The 18,101-nt window shown below is 48.1% G+C and carries 15 protein-coding genes; 9 read left to right on the top strand and 6 right to left on the bottom strand.

Features of this window, described 5'->3' with window-relative positions:
- The first annotated feature begins 11 nt into the window (after positions 1-11).
- A complete protein-coding gene (locus tag EYC62_08115) occupies positions 12-602 on the top strand; it encodes a hypothetical protein (protein TAH32693.1) in 591 nt (196 codons plus the stop codon).
- Positions 603-663: 61 nt separating this feature from the next.
- Here the strand turns inward: EYC62_08115 and rlmD are convergent, their stop codons facing one another.
- The 3 genes from rlmD to EYC62_08130 form a co-directional block, all read right to left on the bottom strand.
- Entirely contained in the window at positions 664-2,016 is a 1,353-nt protein-coding gene (gene rlmD / locus EYC62_08120; protein ID TAH32694.1) for a 23S rRNA (uracil(1939)-C(5))-methyltransferase RlmD, read from the bottom strand.
- A 275-nt stretch (positions 2,017-2,291) separates the two neighbouring features.
- The gene (locus EYC62_08125) at positions 2,292-2,735 is read right to left on the bottom strand and encodes an Hsp20/alpha crystallin family protein (protein TAH32695.1); all 444 of its coding nucleotides are present in this window, start codon (positions 2,733-2,735) and stop codon (positions 2,292-2,294) included.
- Between the two features lie 209 nt (positions 2,736-2,944).
- On the bottom strand, positions 2,945-3,649 hold the full coding sequence (locus tag EYC62_08130; protein TAH32696.1) for an aquaporin family protein: 705 nt from the start codon (positions 3,647-3,649) through the stop codon (positions 2,945-2,947).
- A 429-nt stretch (positions 3,650-4,078) separates the two neighbouring features.
- Here EYC62_08130 and EYC62_08135 point away from each other — a divergent pair, with 429 nt between their 5' ends.
- The 7 genes from EYC62_08135 to EYC62_08165 all read left to right on the top strand — a co-directional run bounded on the left by EYC62_08135 (position 4,079) and on the right by EYC62_08165 (position 12,137).
- Positions 4,079-4,504, top strand: a complete 426-nt coding sequence (locus EYC62_08135) for an HIT domain-containing protein (protein ID TAH32697.1) — start codon at positions 4,079-4,081, stop codon at positions 4,502-4,504.
- Between the two features lie 243 nt (positions 4,505-4,747).
- Entirely contained in the window at positions 4,748-6,250 is a 1,503-nt protein-coding gene (locus tag EYC62_08140) for a TIGR00730 family Rossman fold protein (protein TAH32698.1), read from the top strand.
- Between the two features lie 281 nt (positions 6,251-6,531).
- Positions 6,532-7,860: a hypothetical protein gene (locus EYC62_08145; protein ID TAH32699.1), complete on the top strand. Its 1,329-nt coding sequence runs from the start codon at positions 6,532-6,534 to the stop codon at positions 7,858-7,860.
- Positions 7,861-7,925: 65 nt separating this feature from the next.
- On the top strand, positions 7,926-9,236 hold the full coding sequence (locus EYC62_08150; protein ID TAH32700.1) for a proline--tRNA ligase: 1,311 nt from the start codon (positions 7,926-7,928) through the stop codon (positions 9,234-9,236).
- A gap of 65 nt (positions 9,237-9,301) precedes the next feature.
- The gene (locus EYC62_08155) at positions 9,302-10,018 is read left to right on the top strand and encodes an alanyl-tRNA editing protein (GenBank protein TAH32701.1); all 717 of its coding nucleotides are present in this window, start codon (positions 9,302-9,304) and stop codon (positions 10,016-10,018) included.
- A 52-nt stretch (positions 10,019-10,070) separates the two neighbouring features.
- Positions 10,071-11,324 carry a lipoprotein-releasing ABC transporter permease subunit gene (locus EYC62_08160; protein ID TAH32702.1) on the top strand — a complete coding sequence of 418 codons (1,254 nt, stop codon included), beginning with the start codon at positions 10,071-10,073 and terminating at the stop codon, positions 11,322-11,324.
- A gap of 105 nt (positions 11,325-11,429) precedes the next feature.
- Positions 11,430-12,137, top strand: coding sequence for an ABC transporter ATP-binding protein (locus EYC62_08165; protein TAH32703.1), 708 nt, complete (start codon positions 11,430-11,432; stop codon positions 12,135-12,137).
- On the opposite strand, the gene EYC62_08170 is transcribed toward EYC62_08165, so the two are convergent.
- Positions 12,091-12,714, bottom strand: coding sequence for an amino acid transporter (locus tag EYC62_08170; GenBank protein ID TAH32704.1), 624 nt, complete (start codon positions 12,712-12,714; stop codon positions 12,091-12,093). The genes EYC62_08165 and EYC62_08170 overlap by 47 nt on opposite strands.
- A 227-nt stretch (positions 12,715-12,941) precedes the next feature.
- Between EYC62_08170 and EYC62_08175 the strand changes: the two genes are divergently transcribed.
- Positions 12,942-16,400 carry a DNA polymerase III subunit alpha gene (locus EYC62_08175; protein ID TAH32705.1) on the top strand — a complete coding sequence of 1,153 codons (3,459 nt, stop codon included), beginning with the start codon at positions 12,942-12,944 and terminating at the stop codon, positions 16,398-16,400.
- Positions 16,401-16,455: 55 nt separating this feature from the next.
- On the opposite strand, the gene EYC62_08180 is transcribed toward EYC62_08175, so the two are convergent.
- Positions 16,456-16,731 (bottom strand): hypothetical protein, encoded by a 276-nt coding sequence (locus EYC62_08180; GenBank protein ID TAH32706.1) that lies wholly within the window; start codon positions 16,729-16,731, stop codon positions 16,456-16,458.
- Positions 16,732-17,047: 316 nt separating this feature from the next.
- A complete protein-coding gene (locus tag EYC62_08185) occupies positions 17,048-18,097 on the bottom strand; it encodes a hypothetical protein (protein TAH32707.1) in 1,050 nt (349 codons plus the stop codon).
- Positions 18,098-18,101: the final 4 nt, after the last annotated feature.

The raw sequence follows: 18,101 nt of genomic DNA on the forward strand, positions 1-18,101 counted from the left end.
CTCTTTTTATTGTGATTTTCACCGGCTCAGTATTGGCTGGCGGGGTAAGTTTTGCCGAGCCTTTGATTCAAGATTACCAATATCATTATTCCACTACCGATGACGGCAAGGCCAAAGTTTCGGAACGTCAAATTACCTGGCGGAACCAGGGTCTGGTCGAAGAATTTTCCGGTAAACAAGTGGATTACTTGGTTCATAACTGGCGCAATGCCGATCGCAGCGCCGATTTATATGTTCGTTCGGGTTATGGTGAATTTGAGACCAATAAGGGCCTGTTCAATCCCTATGGCGAGGCGATGATCAGCGGGATCGAGTATAATTACCAGGATCCAAGAATTTACACCTCTGCCAAATTTGAAAGCTATTATGGCCAGGATTACATTAAAAAATTCCGTCAGGAATTGCGCTTGGGTTTAAAGAACCTGGATTTAGGCGATGATGGCATTTCATCGATGTTCATGTTGGTCGCCAGCCGCATCAGCGATGTTGAAGATGGCTTTAAACTGACCCCCGCCTTGCAATTATTCGGCGACGATTTCAATACCGAGATTGATTTTGACCTGGATGGCGAAATCAAGTTCAACTTTACCTATAAGTGGTAAGTAAGTACCTAGTTCCAAGCTCCTGTTTCCTAGTAAAAACTAGGTACTAGGAACTAGGCCTCTAGGAACTTTTATCCAACCAAGCCAGCGATTCCAGATGGTATGTTTGCGGGAACATATCGATTAACCGCACGCCGCCCAATTTATAGCCAAACCGTTCCAGCCAATCGATATCGCGCTTTTGGGTCGTTGGGTTGCAGCTGACATAAACGATCCGATCAGGGGCCAGGGCACCGATCTCATCCACTGTTTTTTGGGCGAGGCCAGCGCGCGGCGGATCAATAATGGCCACGGACGGGCTTTTATTGCTGCGTAACTGTGATCCCCAGCCTTTTTGATACAAATCCATCGCCTGGCTTTGGTAATTGGTCAGGCCATTACGCGCAGCATTGTCCCGGGCAATGGCGGCGGCGCGAGTGTCGGATTCGGCGGCGATAATAGAAATATCCTTGGATAAATGCGGGGCCAAAGCCACGCCAAACAGGCCAACGCCGCTGAATAAATCGTATAGGACTTTGGGGGCGATAGGAGTTACTAATTTTGCAATTTCGGTAATCAAGGATGGTAGAATCGAAACATTCACTTGAAAGAAATTTTCGGCATGAAACCGTAATTTTGATGTGCCGATGACTTCTTCTAAATAATCCAATCCCAAAACCGGGGAAGGTTGCCCATGGCGTTTTTTGGCGGCAATGCCGACAACGGTCGGGCAGGTTTGTTTAATCTTTTCGGCCAATAAACGTACCTTGTCGCTTTGCGGGTCTTCGACTTCCAGCATAATCAACGTGCTGCCATCATGAAATGCCTGGCGCATGGTCAAATGTTGCCAGTCGCCGCGCTCGCCCGTGGTATCATTGCTGAAATTTTCACGAATCAGGCGTTTGATAGTCTGGCCGGTTTGCCATAAATCGGGATTGATTAAATGGCATTCCTGCAAATCGATAATATGCCGGAACCGGCCGCGTGGATGCAGACCATAGGTAATTTCGCCGCCAGGCGGACGGGTAAAGCCATATTCCATTTTGTTGCGGTAATTGAACTGGCGCGGCGATACGATGGTTTCGCCAATTTCCGCTTTGTGATGAAAGGTTTCGGCCAGAATATTCAATTTAATTTTTAACTGATAATCCTGGGTCAAATGCTGGTACGTGCAACCGCCACACAGACCGGCATGCTGGCATTTTTTTGAGGTTCTAGCATTGGCGTTGGCGGTAACTACGTTATTCAATTCGGCGTACCGCACGCCTTTGGCTTTTTTATAAATGCGCGCTTCGACCGTTTCATCGGCGGCTACGTTGCTGACGAAAACGGCTTTGCCCTGATGATGGGTCAACCCCCAGCCGCCGAAGACCATTTTTTCGATACGGCATTCGAACGATTCGGGCGGTGTTTTTGGCGCTTTGCTATCTTTCATTTCATTCCTTTATCGGTCAGGCTTGATGTAAAGGATGAGCCGCCCCTTGTCAAATAATCCGAGATTGAAATTCCCCTCCCTTGGGGAGGGGCAGCGAAGCCATTTATGGCAAGCGGGGAGGGTAAGGCGTATAAGAACCTAACCCTCTCCGCAAGTGCTGCGCATTTGCACCTCCCCCAAAGAGGGAGGAAAATAAAAAAAGCCCCTCTCCGCAGGGGACGGAGAAGGGTTAAGGGAGAGAGCAAAAAGCATAACTCCCAATAGGGAATAGACGTTTAAGACTTTGTTTCGATTCTAATCTTGCGCGGTTCCGGCTTGATCTGCGCCAGTTTGGGAACTGTGATCTGCAATACGCCGTTTTTGAAATCGGCGGCGACTTTTTCCGCTTCAATGTGCTCTGGCAACTGCACGCTGCGTTCAAAGCTGCCATAAAAACTTTCGATGCGATGAAAGTTCTTGTCTTTGCTTTCTTTCTCCGCCTGCTTGGTACCTTTCACTGTCAAAAGCCCTTCGTGCAGGCTGACATCGATATCTTTTTCTTCGACGCCAGGCAATTCCACACTGACCTGATAATCCTTGGCGGTTTCCGCGATATTGATGCGCGGATTCCATCCGCTAGACTCGGTGCGCATCGGCGTAAAGAAATCTTCAAACATCCGATTTACCAGCGGCGACCAGGCATCTGTTTGCGACAAAGGGGTTAACATACGCAGTTTCATGATTTTTCTCCTCTTTCCATAATTAAATTCTTACGGCCTTTTTCGGCCTCACTGAAGAAATAAGAATTGGAAAAAGAGGTTACAAGATAGCAAAAAATATATTTGCCTCCCTCTTGAAAAGCCGTAATTGGTGATTAACAAAAAAATTCTAGACAACGAAAAAGGCGGGCAATTGCTTGCCCGCCTTTCGAATCTAGATCGTACTGCGATTAGGCAGCGCGACGCGATTGCTGATTGGTGTTGCTGTTGTAGCCGCTGTTGCTCGAGGAGATCGAATCAGCAGTGAACAGAACGTTCGATACCAAACCAGCTACGATGGCGCCAACGAATGGGCCGATGATGTAGGTGGCAAGGTTCGAGAAATCGCCGCTCATGATTGCTGGAGCAATCGAGCGAGCTGGGTTCAGCGAAGCGCCGGTCAAGGAACCGATCAACAAGCCGCCCAATACCAGGGTGGCGCCGATCGCCAGGCCGTTGGCCGAGCGAGAGGTCGATTGGTGCGAAGTTACGCCCAAAACCGTCAATGCCAAGAAGAAGGTGGCAACGGCTTCTGCGGTGATCGCGGTAGCGGAAGCTACGGTTGGGGTGCTTACAGCGGCGGCAGCCGATGTGGAGAACAAGGTTTGGCAGATTACGATCGCCAAGAAAGCGCCAACCAATTGAGCAACCCAATAGGTTACCATTTCAGTTGGGTTCAAGCGGCGCGATACGGTTGCGGCCAAGGTTACGGCTGGATTGAAGTGACCGCCGGAGATGCCGCCCAGGGCATATACCATGGTCATCAAAGCCAGACCGCCAGCGATTGCTGGGATCAAGCCGGTGCTGCCGGCCAAAATGCTTCCGCAAATCAGCGCAACCAGCGTGAAAGTGCCGATAACTTCGGCGATAAAGATTTTGCTCGTGCTGTTATTCATGTTTTAGCTCCTTACTTTTCTTGGGTTAGGGTTAAAAGCGCTCAGTCGATAACAGCAATGTTTTAACCGAGCAGCCGTAACGAATCTGTGGCGACTGCCACCAATCCGCCAATAATGCGTAGCCCGGCACATGCCCGGATTTCCGGAGTAGCGCCTTGCCAGCAGAATTCTTAGTGTTGCAAATGGACGTAATACAAATCCTCATATAACGCTATCTTGCCTTACCCTGTATCCTTGTGCTTTACCTTTAAAAGTAAGCTTTTATATGGATTCTAAGGCCGAGAATAGGCATACCGTTTTCCTTGTCAACTATAAATAGCCACAATTTGTAAGCGGATTTTGGAGATTGTGGCATTTGTATGAGATGGTATTATCGCTACGATTTTATAAAAAACATCGCATTTTAAATAAGTTAAAGGATATTTCAGCATGAAGGACTTTACCGCACCGCCGTGGATCCATTCGCAGTTGCGAAAAGACTGTTTGTGGGTAAAAGAACTACCTTGCTGCGAAGTATTACTTATGAATAACGCACATTGGCCTTGGCTGATTTTGGTTCCGCGTGAACCTAACCTGATAGAAATTCAGGATATGGAATCGGAAATGCGCCACGCGGTGTTCGATGAAGTCAATTGGGCAGGCATCGTTTTACAAAAATTATTCAAGCCGAAAAAAATCAACACGGCGGCGCTGGGCAATATCGTATCGCAATTGCATATTCACGTGATCGCCCGTTTCGAATCGGATCCTGCCTGGCCAAAGCCGGTTTGGGGTTCGCCGGACAAAATGGAATATGATAATCCGCAAGAAGTCATAGCCAAATTGCAACAGGGATTTGAATCGATATTGGCGTAAATATTGATTCTAATTCAGCTATTTGAATCTATATTCTTAACCATTTGTTAAATGTCCAAGACTAAATAGACATTAAATTTCAGCTGCTTTTTGCAGTGCAAATCATCAATTTGTCACATTAATAATTTATTATCATAAGTAAGATGTAATGAGTAATACCGCACCCTATATATAGGTTACGCTTATATAGAAGAGCGCAAAAATAAGAAACGCAGGATAGACGAAGAAAGGTAATGTAGTAGAATGATTGATATGAGTAAGGTGAAGATAGGATTAGGCCCTATCTCGGTTTTTTGCGGGGCTTCAGAGTACCCGTTCAGCGATAAAAATCCCCACCGTCAAGGCAACTTAAAACACCAGATTGAAATTGAAAAATTCGGCCAGATTCTGGCCATGGCCGGTATTCCGTTGATCTGGGGCGCTGGGCAAACCGGATTGATGGGCGCGGTATCGCGTTCGGTCATTCAGCACGGCGGCATTGCCGTCGGTGTTTCCACGCAACATTTGGTCAATGGCAAAGAAGGCGCGCAGCCAGGCATTACCACATTATTGATCGCCGATTCGATGCAATCGCGCAAAATGGCGTTCGCGCGCCTGTCGCGGGCTTTTGTGATTTTTCCAGGCGGTATCGGCACATTTGACGAAGTTACCGAATATTTGCTGGAACGCGAAAATGGCGAACACAGCAAGCCATTGGTGATCGTCAATATCGATGGGTTTTACAAACCCTTGCTGGATTATTTCGATCATCTGGTCGAACGCAAATACATGACGGCGGATGCGCGCGACATGTTGATCGTGGTCGACAAGGCCGAGGAAATTTTGCCGGCGATCATGTCGGAATTTGAAAATCCGAAAAAACACGATTTGAAAAAACGCAAATTGTACAAATCCAGCGAAACTTTGCTGGGCCAGCACAATCAGATTATTGTGCGCCGCCATTTGGGCAAATTGCCGATTGGCCGTCACAACTATCCAAAAGGCAGCTTGGGCGCCGGTTCCGTAGCCTTGGTTTGCGGCGGTATCGACGATGCGTTGCACGATCCGCGCAACAACCCCCATAAAAAAGCGATTGCGGAACTTGTGAAATTATTGGCGGCGGAAAAATTGCCGCGCCTGATTCATTCCGGCCAGATCGGCGGATTGAAAGGCTTGGTCGGACAGCTCGCCCGCGCGCACGGAATATACGATCTTGGCATAACCACCCGCTTTTTAGAAGAAAACGGCCAGGCCGATACCGAAGCGCATAGTTTGCTGATCGCCGATAACGAACAATCGGCCGAATTTGCGATTAAAAATTTGGTCGATGCTGTGATCATCGGTCCGGGAGCAATCGACAGTTTGGAAAAATTGTCCGATTACCTGACCGAAGTCGATATCAAAGAATCGAATCAAAAACTGGTCATCTTTAACGTCGACGGACATTATGACGGATTGGTGGAATATTTCCGCTATCTGATCAGCCGCGGATATTTCGCGCCAGCCGCGCTGGATAAATTGGTGATTGTGAAAACAGCCGCCGAAGTGATCGATGCTTTGAAACGGCCCATCGCGCAAACCGACCCAAGCCTGATGACCAAAGCCGATTTGGTGGCCGTACAGGGTATCAAATTGCTGCAAACCGAACATAACCCGACGAAGGCCCATGACACCGGCACGCCATATCCGCGTTATGTCTTAACATCAGAAAATATCAATAAGCTTATGATATCATTGGGTTTAGTCGCGCCAGAGGCGAATCCGTAAGTCCCATAAATTTCATATAAATTTAGGTTGCGTTTTTTTATTGCTCATGATAATCCCTTAGGGAAATATAAGGGACGAAGATGGGCAGAAAGACCGATACCGCGCGTTTAGCCGCAACTATTCCATGGGCCGTTTATGGCTCCGCCAGTTATGGGCCGAGTGTTGTAGAAGCTTACTTTGATCATGCAAGATGCCAGCAAGATACTAGGGATTTTTCGCGAGTATCCTATGAATTAGGCTGCCGCAATCATGTTACTGGCGGCGGCGGATTTTTCGACAGTATGATGCATTTGGCATGCGAATCGTTTCAAACGCTGGGCGGTAAAATGTGGGTTATTACCACTCCTTATATCATTAATTTTGAAGGCGTTTATCCAGGTCCGGAAATGGTTTACGTCGCCGAAGAAGGCGGCTTTCCAATTCGCAAGGCCGGATTTTCTTTGGCGTTAGCACATCATTGCAATCGCGCTGGGCCTGGAACACTGGACGAATTGACACAAATTATCGAAGCGATGGTTTATGGCGAAATGCATCCACGGACTGTTTTGTCTTTGGTCAATCGGCATGGCTTTTATAACTCAACGATGAGGCACCTAAGTGAATCCGAAGCTTTGGGATATCTGCCAGAAGGTTTTTGTAATCGTATCATTCAAGGTGGTAATGGTGAAAATGCCGCGGTTGCTGTGCACGAACGCTTGATGCGAACACCAAGAAAAATATTGCGTGATATGTGCCGATATTATCCGGATTATGTGGGCGCATCGGCAGGACATATTGTGCACTTGGAAAATGGTAACCGAGAAAACAGATCCTGGGTTAACAATTTAAAACAGTCGCTAGAAACACCCACAGTAGCATTGGTTACAGGCCGTCCTATTGATAAAAAAGATCCGGCTAAACGTAAAAGACGCCACGAATTGATAGAAAAAATGAATATTCGCGGATTGTTAGAGCAATTAAAAGCAAATGCTCCAGGGGTTCGAGTCCTTTATGTTAATGAGAACACTAAATTGACAAGGGATATTGTATATCATTGCCGGGCTTTAGGAATTAGAACTCTGGGATTGCAAGGTGAAGGAAATGGTAATAGAGCTAGATTAATCCATGATTCCGGCAGCACAAAAATGGTAGCAAATGCGCACGTATTAGATCATGCGCTTTTGGAAATGGCGGATATCGTTGTTCCGTTGGATCATAGTATGCGTGCTCTCAGTGTTTGGTGGCAGGCGATGGTCTATGCCAATATTAAAGATCCCACTTTCAATAAAAAAGAAGTTTGGCTTTATGATCCACGCGCTTCCGGCGTTCATAGGCATACCAGAAAACAGTCTGAGACTATGATTCGCATGGGTACCATGAATCAGAAAACCTGGGATGTGGTTGCGACATTAGGTACTCCCGAAGAGGCAGGCGCTGAAATTGCTAGATTTTGCATAGGGGAGGGGCGGCGATATAACGTAGCGCATTTTCCCCCACCCCCGCAGGAGAAAATTAGGCACTTAGCAATACCGGATGCTTCAAAAATTCGTACAATAACCCCTGAAACATTAGGGGAGTTATCCCGGTTCCTGCGCCGCCCTGTGGTGCAAGCCTTGGGTAGAGGAAGATAGCGTTACACTGGACAATTACCGGTTTTTATGAAATAACTAAAAGCTTGTAATCACAAGGTTATTTCATGCGTCTATCTCAATATTTTCTGCCCACCTTAAAAGAAACCCCGTCCGAGGCACAGATTGTCAGCCATCGTTATATGCTGCGCGCCGGGATGATCAAACAAGCCAGCGCCGGAATTTATTCCTGGCTGCCGCTGGGTTTCCGTGTTTTGAAAAAAATCGAACAAATCGTGCGCGAGGAACAAGACGCTGCCGGCGCGATTGAAATGTTGATGCCGACGATTCAATCCGCCGATTTGTGGAAACAATCCGGCCGGTATGAAGCCTATGGTGCGGAAATGTTGCGCATCACCGACCGGCATGATCGCGAAATGCTGTACGGTCCAACCAACGAAGAACAATTGACCGAAATTTTCCGCGATCTGGTTAAAACATACAAAAACGCCGGAAAAATTCTGTATCACATCCAATGGAAATTCCGCGACGAAGTTCGTCCGCGTTTCGGTTTAATGCGCGGCCGCGAATTTTTGATGAAGGATTCTTATTCGTTCGATCTGGATTACGCATCCGCGCGCCATTCGTACAATAAAATGTTTATCTCGTACCTGCGCACCTTCGCGCGGTTGGGCATGAAGGCGATTCCGATGCGCGCGGCAACCGGCCCAATTGGCGGCGATTTAAGCCACGAATTCATTATTCTTGCCGAAACCGGCGAATCCGAAGTTTTCCTCGATAAGAAACTGCTGGATAAAGATCCATTGACCAGCGGTGTCAATTACGATGCGGATTTAAGCGCCCAGGTGGAAAGCTGGACATCGCTGTATGCCGCGACGGATGAAAAACATGATCCGGGCAATTGTCCCGTAACGCCGGCCGATTTGATCAAATCGCGCGGCATCGAAGTCGGCCATATATTTTATTTCGGCACCAAATATTCCCTGCCCATGAAGGCTATCGTCGATGGCCCGAACGGCAAACCCGTGGTTCTGGAAATGGGATCGTATGGTATTGGCGTATCGCGCCTGGTGGCGGCGATTATCGAAGCCAGCCACGACAAAGACGGGATTATCTGGCCGGAATCGGTCGCTCCGTTCAAAGTCGGCTTGTTGAATTTGAAACAGGGCGATGCGGCGTGCGATGCGATGGCGAATAAATTGGCCGCTTTGTTTGAATCGGCCAATATCGAATATTTATACGATGACCGCGATGAACGCGCCGGATCGAAATTGGCGGATATGGATCTGATCGGACTGCCATGGCAAGTCATTGTCGGCCCGCGCAGCGTGGGATCGGGCATGGTGGAATTGAAAAACCGCCGCACCGGCCAGCGCCAGGAAATCTTGCCGGAACAAGCCTTGGCGAAATTGGTTTAAAAATTAACCAATTATTTTTGGGGATGCTCTTGCGGATGGTAAAATGCCTTCCCATATAATGCCCTATGACCCAATTATTATACCTTGAAGATTCTTATATTTTTTCTGGAGCCGGCACGGTGACCGAGACCGGCGAAGATGAGCGCGGTACGTATGTGACTCTGGATCAAACCGTCTTATACCCCCAAGGAGGTGGCCAGCCCGCCGACCAAGGCGAATTGATTTGGGATGGTAATATCGCGGCCGTTAAATTTGTGGGATTTGTAGACGGACATGTGCGGCATTACTTCGATAGAAATCAATTGCCGCCAACAGGAACCAAGGTTGAAATTCGGGTGAATGAGTTGCTACGCCGCCGCAATTGCCGCGGACACACGGCGGGGCATTTGGTCGCACATGTAGCCGAATCCTTATTTCCGCGAATCATCGCCACCAAAGGCTATCATTTTGCCGATGACCCGCATGTGGAATGCGCCAATGTAGAACCGCCATCTGATGAAAATGCGATTGCCAGGATTAACGAGCAGCTCGCCAAATGCATCAACGACAATATGCCGGTAACATCAATGATCTTATCGTTCGATGAATTGCGGCAAATGTGTCCGCATGTGCCTGCCAATCTGCCCAAAGATAAACCGCTGCGCGCGGTGCAAATCGGCGATTTCCCACCGGTTCCGTGCGGCGGCACGCATGTAAAATCCCTATCGGAATTGGGTCCCGTAACAGTTGCCAAAATTAAAGGCAAAAAAGGCAATACCAAAATCAGCTATTCTTTTGAATAAGGGATGGCTTAATATTCTTTACAGCCTGGTATCTTGGCTTTAGACTCTTGCTATGTTCCCAGCCTTTGAACGCCTTATCGCATTTCGTTATTTACGGCCCAGCCGGTCGGACCGGTTTGTGTCGGTCATCACCGGGTTTTCTTTTCTTGGCATCATGCTGGGCGTTGCGACGTTAATCGTCGTGATGGCGGTGATGAATGGATTCCGCCAGGAATTATATTCCAAAATTCTCGGCCTCAATCCCCATATTTCTATCTATCATCAAACCGATCAGGGCACCGCGCCGCTGCAAGATTATGAAAAGTTGCTGAAACAAATTCAGACCATGGATCATGTCGATTCCGCCTATCCAGTCGTGGAAGGCCAGGCGATGTTATCGTTCCGCGGCAAAAGCCAGGGAATTATGGTGCGCGGCGATGATCCGGCCGATTTTCTAACCCGCCCGATTTTCAGCCATTCGACCCAAGGCAATATCGCGGATTTAGAGGCCGAAGGCACGATCATGATCGGCCAAAAACTGGCGCGGCGACTGGGTATTAAAATAGACGACAAAATCAGCTTGCTGTCTCCAAAGGGGCAAGTGACCGTATTCGGCACCATGCCAAAACTGCAAAGCTTTACGGTAGTGGCGATATTCAATATCGGCATGTATGAATTCGATAATGGGTTAGTGTATCTGTCGCTGAAAAACGCGCAGGATTTTTTCGGTTATGGCATCGGCGTCAGCGCGATTGAAATTACCACCAACGATCCGTTCAATTTAAATCCTGTTAAGACGGCAATATTCCCGATTCTGCCGGATGATGCGCAAATGACCGATTGGCAACGCGCCCATGCCTCGTTCTTCAACGCGATCGAAGTCGAACGCAATGTCATGTTTTTGATTTTAACTTTAATTATCGTCGTTGCCGCGTTTAACATTATTTCCGGCCTGGTGATGCTGGTAAAGGACAAAGGATCGTCGATTGCGGTGCTGCGCACCATGGGCGCCAGCCGCATGTCGATTATGCGGATTTTCTTTTTATCCGGCGTCAGTATCGGTGTTGTCGGCACGATTTGCGGCCTGATTCTGGGTATTGCCTTTGCCGATAATATCGAATCGATCCGCCAGTTTTTCGAAAGCCTGTCGGGCACTAACCTGTTTAACGAAGAAATTTATTTCTTATCGAAATTGCCGGCCGAAATCGATTGGTCCGAAGTGATATCGGTAACCGCAATGTCGCTAGGATTGTCGATTCTTGCCACGCTTTATCCATCCTGGCGCGCGGCGCGATTGGACCCGGTCGAGGCGTTGCGATATGAATAATGGGTATTGGGTACTGGGTATTGGGTTCAGGGAAAAATTTTTCTTTCCCCCGGTGCTCGTTGGCGAAATCCCAAACCCCAAACCCCAAACCCCAAAACCCTTTTTATGCTGAAACTCATCGACATTCATCATTCCTACCGCCAAGGCGATCAAAGCCTTGAAATTCTGCGTGGCGCCAGTTTGCATGTGAAACGCGGGGAAATGGTTGCGCTGGTGGCGCCAAGTGGCACGGGTAAATCGACCTTGCTGCATATCGCCGGATTGTTGGAATCCCCGACCAGTGGCGAGATTATGATCGATAATGCTTCTTGCGCGAATTTATCGGACCGCAAGCGGTCGGCGATGCGCGCCGAGAAAATCGGGTTCGTTTATCAATTCCATCATTTGCTGCCGGAATTCAGCGCGATTGAAAATATTATGCTGCCGCAAATGATTGCGGGAATATCTTCGCCTATGGCTAAACAACGTGCCGCTATTTTATTGGACCGGGTGGGGCTTGGCGCGCGCGCCGCGCACCGGCCGATGCAATTGTCGGGCGGCGAGCAACAGCGCGTTGCTATTTTGCGTGCGCTGGCCAATGATCCAAAAATTCTGCTGGCGGACGAACCGACTGGCAATTTGGATATCGCCACCGGCGATCTGGTGTTCGATATGATGCGTGGCTTTGTGCAGAACGGCAATATGGCGGCGTTGATCGTCACGCATAATCTGGATCTGGCCAAGAAAATGGACCGGATTTACACGATTCGCCAAGGCCGCGTAGAACTTATGGAAGCTCCATCATTAAAAGTTTACTCGCAAGCGCCAGCATAGTCAGGCCAATCAGCATATCCAAAATCTGCCACGCACGGCGGCTGACAAACAGTTTGGACATGATTTTTCCAGCATAACCCAGGCATAAGAACCATAGATTGCTGCCCGCGATACTGCCCAATACAAAAATGTAACGTTCCGGCAAGGGATATTGCGCGGCAACGCCGCCAATAATAACGAATAGATCCAGCAAGGCTTGCGGATTTAAGAACGTAAATCCAGCGGCGGCCAAGAAAATCGGCCAGCGTTTTTCATTTTCCGCTGGCGCGCTTAAATCGACGCGAATTTCACCCGGCCGCCAGGCTTTGTAAAAACAACGTAGGCTATAGGTATATAAAAATACTATTCCCGCCCATAAAATCGCGGTTTTTAGCCATTCATGGCTGGCGAAAATATATCCGGCGCCAAGCCCACCAATGGCTAGCACCACACTGTCGCACAATCCTGTGACCATACTGGTAAAACCGACATGCCGCTTGGTAATCCCATGTTTTAAAACAAACAGATTTTGTGGTCCGATCGCGACAATAAGCGTTAAAAGCAGGGTGAAACCCTGCGTAAAGGCGTTGAAATACATGAAAATACCTCTTCAGTGGAAATTGGAAAAATAAGAAAATTAACTTCCAATCCGTTATCGTCGTCGGACGATCTTTTCCAAATATGAAGAGATGATTTGATTCATTAGAGTGAGTATAAAACTTTATCCCCACTTTTCAATAAAATTCTTGGCAATATTGATATAACAAGGCGATTTTGCGATAAGTTTATTTTTCTTTTTTTGCCAAAAAACGCTAATTTAAACTTATGGCAGAGGCAGATAATAAAGGGTTTATCCATCTTCGCAATCACACCGCGTATTCGTTATCCGAAGGCGCGTTGAAGATCGATTATTTGGCGGAACTTTGCAAAAAACAAAATATGCCGGCGGTGGCGATTGCCGATACCAATAATCTGTTCGGCGCGATCGAATTTGCCGATGCCGCGGTCAAGGCCGGCGTACAGCCGATTTTTGGCAGCCAGTTTTCCCTGGCGCGGGAGGAAAAAGGCGGCAAGCAATTTGGCCTCGTCGAATACGATCAAATCGTGCTGATCGCGCAAAATGAAGCCGGTTATATGAATTTATTGGCGTTGCAAGCGCTGGCATACGAACAAGTAGCCGCTGGCAAAGCGGCGCATATCACCATCGATCAAATTTTAAGCCATAATGCCGGATTGATTTGCCTTTCCGGCGGGGCGAAGGGCGCGCCGGCGCGCCATATCCGCGCCAATCAACCGGACAAAGCGATTGAGTTCTGCAGGACGATTTTAAATGCCTTCGGCAACCGGTTTTATATTGAAATTCAGCGGCATAATTTAGCGGAAGAAAATTCCTGCGAAACCGCGCTGATCAATTTGGCCTATCAGTTGAATATTCCATTGGTTGCGACCAATGAATGTTATTTCGCAACCCCTGACATGTACGAAGCGCATGATGCATTGTTATGTATCGCCGAAGGCAAAGTGGTCGGCGATCCGGACCGGCGCAAAGTAACACCGGATCATTATTTTAAATCGGCCGCTGAAATGCGCGCTATGTTTGCCGACTTGCCGGAAGCCTGCGATAACACCATCCATATCGCCAAACGTTGTAGCTTTATTTTAAAAGGCCGCAATCCGTTATTGCCGCATTTCGAAGGCGAAAATGACGAGGAAGAGTCGGACATTTTACGCCGCAAAGCGCGCGAAGGCCTTACCGTGCGGATGCAATCCGCCAATATTGCCGGCGATGCCCTGAAACCATATCAAGACCGGCTGGAATTCGAGCTGGATGTTATTGTTAAAATGGGTTTCGCGGGATATTTTCTGATCGTTGCCGATTTTATTCAATGGTCCAAGGCGAATGGAATTCCGGTAGGTCCTGGCAGGGGTTCCGGCGCCGGATCGGTGGTAGCCTGGGCGTTAACGATTACGGATTTAGATCCCTTGCGCTGGGGCTTGCTGTTCGAGCGATTTCTGAATCCGGAACGGGTATCGATGCCCGACTTCGATATCGATTTTTGCCAAGACCGCCGCGACGAAGTGATCCGGTATGTGCAAACACGTTATGGCAACGACAAAGTCGCGCAAATCATCACCTTTGGTAAATTGCAGGCCCGTGCGGTGGTACGCGACGTTGGCCGCGTGCTGGCGATGGCCTATGGCCATGTCGATAAAATCTGTAAAATGATTCCGAATAATCCCGCCGCGCCAGTGACCTTGCAACAGGCGGTGGATGGCGAACCGTTGATCCAGCAAATGATCAAGGATGACGAGGCTGTTTCCCGTCTGATCAAAATCGCGCTGAAATTAGAGGGTCTATATCGTCACGCATCCACCCATGCGGCGGGCGTTGTGATCGGCGACCGGCCATTGCAACAATTGGTACCGATGTACCGCGATCCGCGGTCCGACATTCCGGTGACGCAATTTTCGATGAAATACGTCGAAAAGGCGGGTCTGGTAAAATTCGACTTTTTGGGTTTGAAAACCCTGACTGTCATTCAAAGCACTGTCGCATTGTTAAAACAACAAGGCATCGATATCAATATCGACACGATCCCGTTGGATGACCGCAAAACTTACGATATGTTGGGGCAGGGCGAGGCGACCGGCGTGTTCCAGCTGGAAAGTTCCGGCATGCGCGAGGTTTTGAAAAAACTGAAACCCGACCGGTTCGAGGATATCACCGCTATCGTGGCGCTGTATCGTCCGGGTCCGATGGACAATATTCCGAAATTCATCGCCTGTAAGCAAGGCATCGAAAAGCCGGATTACCTGCATCCAAAACTGGAAACGATTTTGCGTGAAACCTATGGCGTTATCGTTTACCAGGAACAGGTTATGCAAATCGCGCAAATTCTATCCGGCTATACGCTGGGCAATGCCGATTTGCTGCGCCGCGCGATGGGCAAAAAAATCCAGGCGGAGATGGATGCGCAGCGCGAAAGTTTCGTGGCCGGCGCGGTCAACACCAACGGATTGAAGCCCGACTACGCCAATCATATTTTTGATCTCGTGGATAAATTCGCCGGGTATGGTTTTAACAAATCGCACGCCGCCGCCTATGCGTTAATTTCTTATCAGACAGCCTATTTAAAGGCGAATTTCCCGGCGCAATTCATGGCCGCGCAAATGACGCTGGAAATGGGAGATACCGACAAATTGTCGGAATTCCGCGAAGAATTAAAACGCCTTAAAATTGAATTGCTGTCGCCGGATATCAATAAATCCATGCCTAAATTCGCGGTGGAAAATGGCGCGGTGCGATATGCACTGGCGGCGTTAAAAGGCGTTGGGTTAGAGGCGATGAAGGCGTTGTGCGCCGAACGGGCGGATAAGGGCGAGTATAAAAATCTCGACGATTTCATCCGCAGGATGGATTCGCGCATTTTGAACAAACGCCAATTGGAATCTTTGATCAATGCAGGCGCGTTTGATTCTTTGCATGCAAACCGCGCGGAATTATCCCTGAATTTAGAGGCGATATTGCGCCAGGCCCAGGCCAATCGCGCCGAACAAGAAAGCAACCAAAATAATTTATTTGCCGGGGGCGGCGGGGCCGAAGACAAATTCAAACTGCAAAAATCGCCGAACTGGAACATGCTGGAACGGTTGCAAAAAGAATTTTCAGCGATTGGATATTATTTAACCGCGCATCCGCTGGATTCTTATACCGCGCTGCTGCGCCGCTTGCATGTGACCTCGGCATTGGAAATTCCAACTAAAGTTATGGAAAAACGCACTGGCAAATTGACGCTGGCTGGCGTGATGCTGTCGAAAAAAGAACGCAGGTCGGCCAAGGGCAATAAATACGCGTTTGTTGAATTCACCGACGCGTCGGGATCGTTTGAATTGACATTTTTCAGCGAGATCCTATCGTCGTCGCGCGAATTGCTTGAATCCGGCAAGCCATTGTTGCTGACGGCGGATTATCAGATGGATGGCGAAACATCGCGCATGACCGCGCAATCGGTGCGGGATTTGGCGTCGGTCGCGGCGGAACATAAAGGCAATATGAATATTATAGTCAGTATGCCCGAAGCCATCGAGCCGTTGGCGCAGAATTTAAATTCTTACAAACAATCTTTGAATGGCAAGGGCGGTCGTTCTGGCAAGCAATTGAAACTATTTTTGCATTTGCCATTGCATGAAATCGAAATCGATTTGCCGGGATACCCAATTCCCGTCGGTCCGGCGGCGGCCGATATTTCGGCCATCGCCGGTGTGCGGGTGGAAGAGGTCTAATAAAAAACCGGAGAAGGTTAAATTCTCCGGCTTTTATTTGTGTTATTGAAAAATACTACCGTGTGCCACGTACACTATCAAATCCTTGCTTAAAAGCCATAAGATCTACTTGACGAAGGCACTGTGTGACTTGGAATATTCTGCCAGTATTATCAATATGGCCGATGCCAACATTAGAGGCATATCCATCTGGATTTCTTCCGCATACTTTTCCAAAAGCATAGCTGGCGCTTTCTTCTGCTGTGCCGCCTTTGTTTTTCTTGGTTCTTCCATGAATAGAATTAAAAGTTACCCGATCCACTTTGACCCATTGTACTGAATCCCCGCTCATGCCCCGTGATTCTACGATGGCATACTTAATTGGCCTTATGGGTTTTGTGGATGCTACTGGATCAGTGTCTCTTCTGCCCCAATTGTGAGAACCCCAACCATTTTGCCGTGCCATATAAACCTCCTGAAAAGTTGATAACAAATAAATTTATAGATTCGATCCGCTACAAATTTTCACCATAGTGTATCTTCTATAAAAATGATTTTTAGTAATATAGAAAATAATTCTGAGATGCAAGAGCACAAATAAGAAAAAATATGGATAGGAGATGTAATAAAATTACGAGGAAATAATAGGGTAGGCGGCGGAGGTCTAGTTATTTATTATTCAGCCGGTCGCGCAAGCGGCGCATGGCCAATAACCCATGGGGATGAACTTGTCCTTGGGTTGCAACGATTCCTTTGTGCGCAATGCAAGTTTCGGGAAAAGAATCACACAAGCTGCCTGGCCCGAAAGATTTTACGCCATTTAACCATCGCTGCAATCCCGTTGCGATTTGGCTGGTGACAAAACCAGGACGCTCAACACTGATATTCTTTAAAGCATCGCACGTTAAAGCCGCGCCGCGGGCTGTATTTTGTATTGGAATGGCGGTTGAGGTTAAATTAATCGCATGCGCATATCGCAATTTTGGCGCGCAATTCCCGGCAATTATTTCCGCTGCTGTTCGGCCAGTAGAATCGTTGAGCAACACTATCGCGTCATAAACTTCGCCGGACCCATCGGTCAATTGTTGTTTAAGAAGTTCTTTCAGTTCACGAGGATTGACCGTGTTTTTCTTTTCCTCTCGAATTATTTCAACATTAAATCCTAATTCGGTTAACTGGAACATGGCTTGATAATGACTGGGGTCATTGCCGATATAAAGCATACGGCAATCATGCGGATTTTTTTTGGATTGCTTGATTCTATCAGAAATGATTTTAATGATTGCGGTCGCTCTTGCTCTTTCCTCGATGGTATAGGGGTGAAAGGCGCGTGTCGTATCATTCCGTGGCAATTGTCTTTGACAGAAAAAAGTTACCCCCGCCGGTGCTTGCCGGTAATAATCCGGGGTTTTGGCCGGAAAGATTTGAATAACAGTCGCTCCATCGGGCAATAGACTTAATTCAGCAACGGGAATTTCCTGGGTGCTAATCACGATATCGCTAAAACCTAACAATGCGCGGCGCGGCGTTAATATTGCACCGCTTGCTGTATAATCCCGGTCGGCAATATCTATTCCCGAACCAAGGCCAGGTTCAACCAACACAGTACCTGTAAGACTGCCAAGTTGCCCTGTCCCTTTTTCAACATTATAGGGCAATGCCGGAATTGACATTGGCGGCACATTGGCAGTACTGAGTGCAAGACCCAGGACAGTCATATCT

The sequence above is a fragment of the Alphaproteobacteria bacterium genome (assembly GCA_004295055.1).
In the GTDB taxonomy this organism is placed as follows: domain Bacteria; phylum Pseudomonadota; class Alphaproteobacteria; order SHNJ01; family SHNJ01; genus SHNJ01.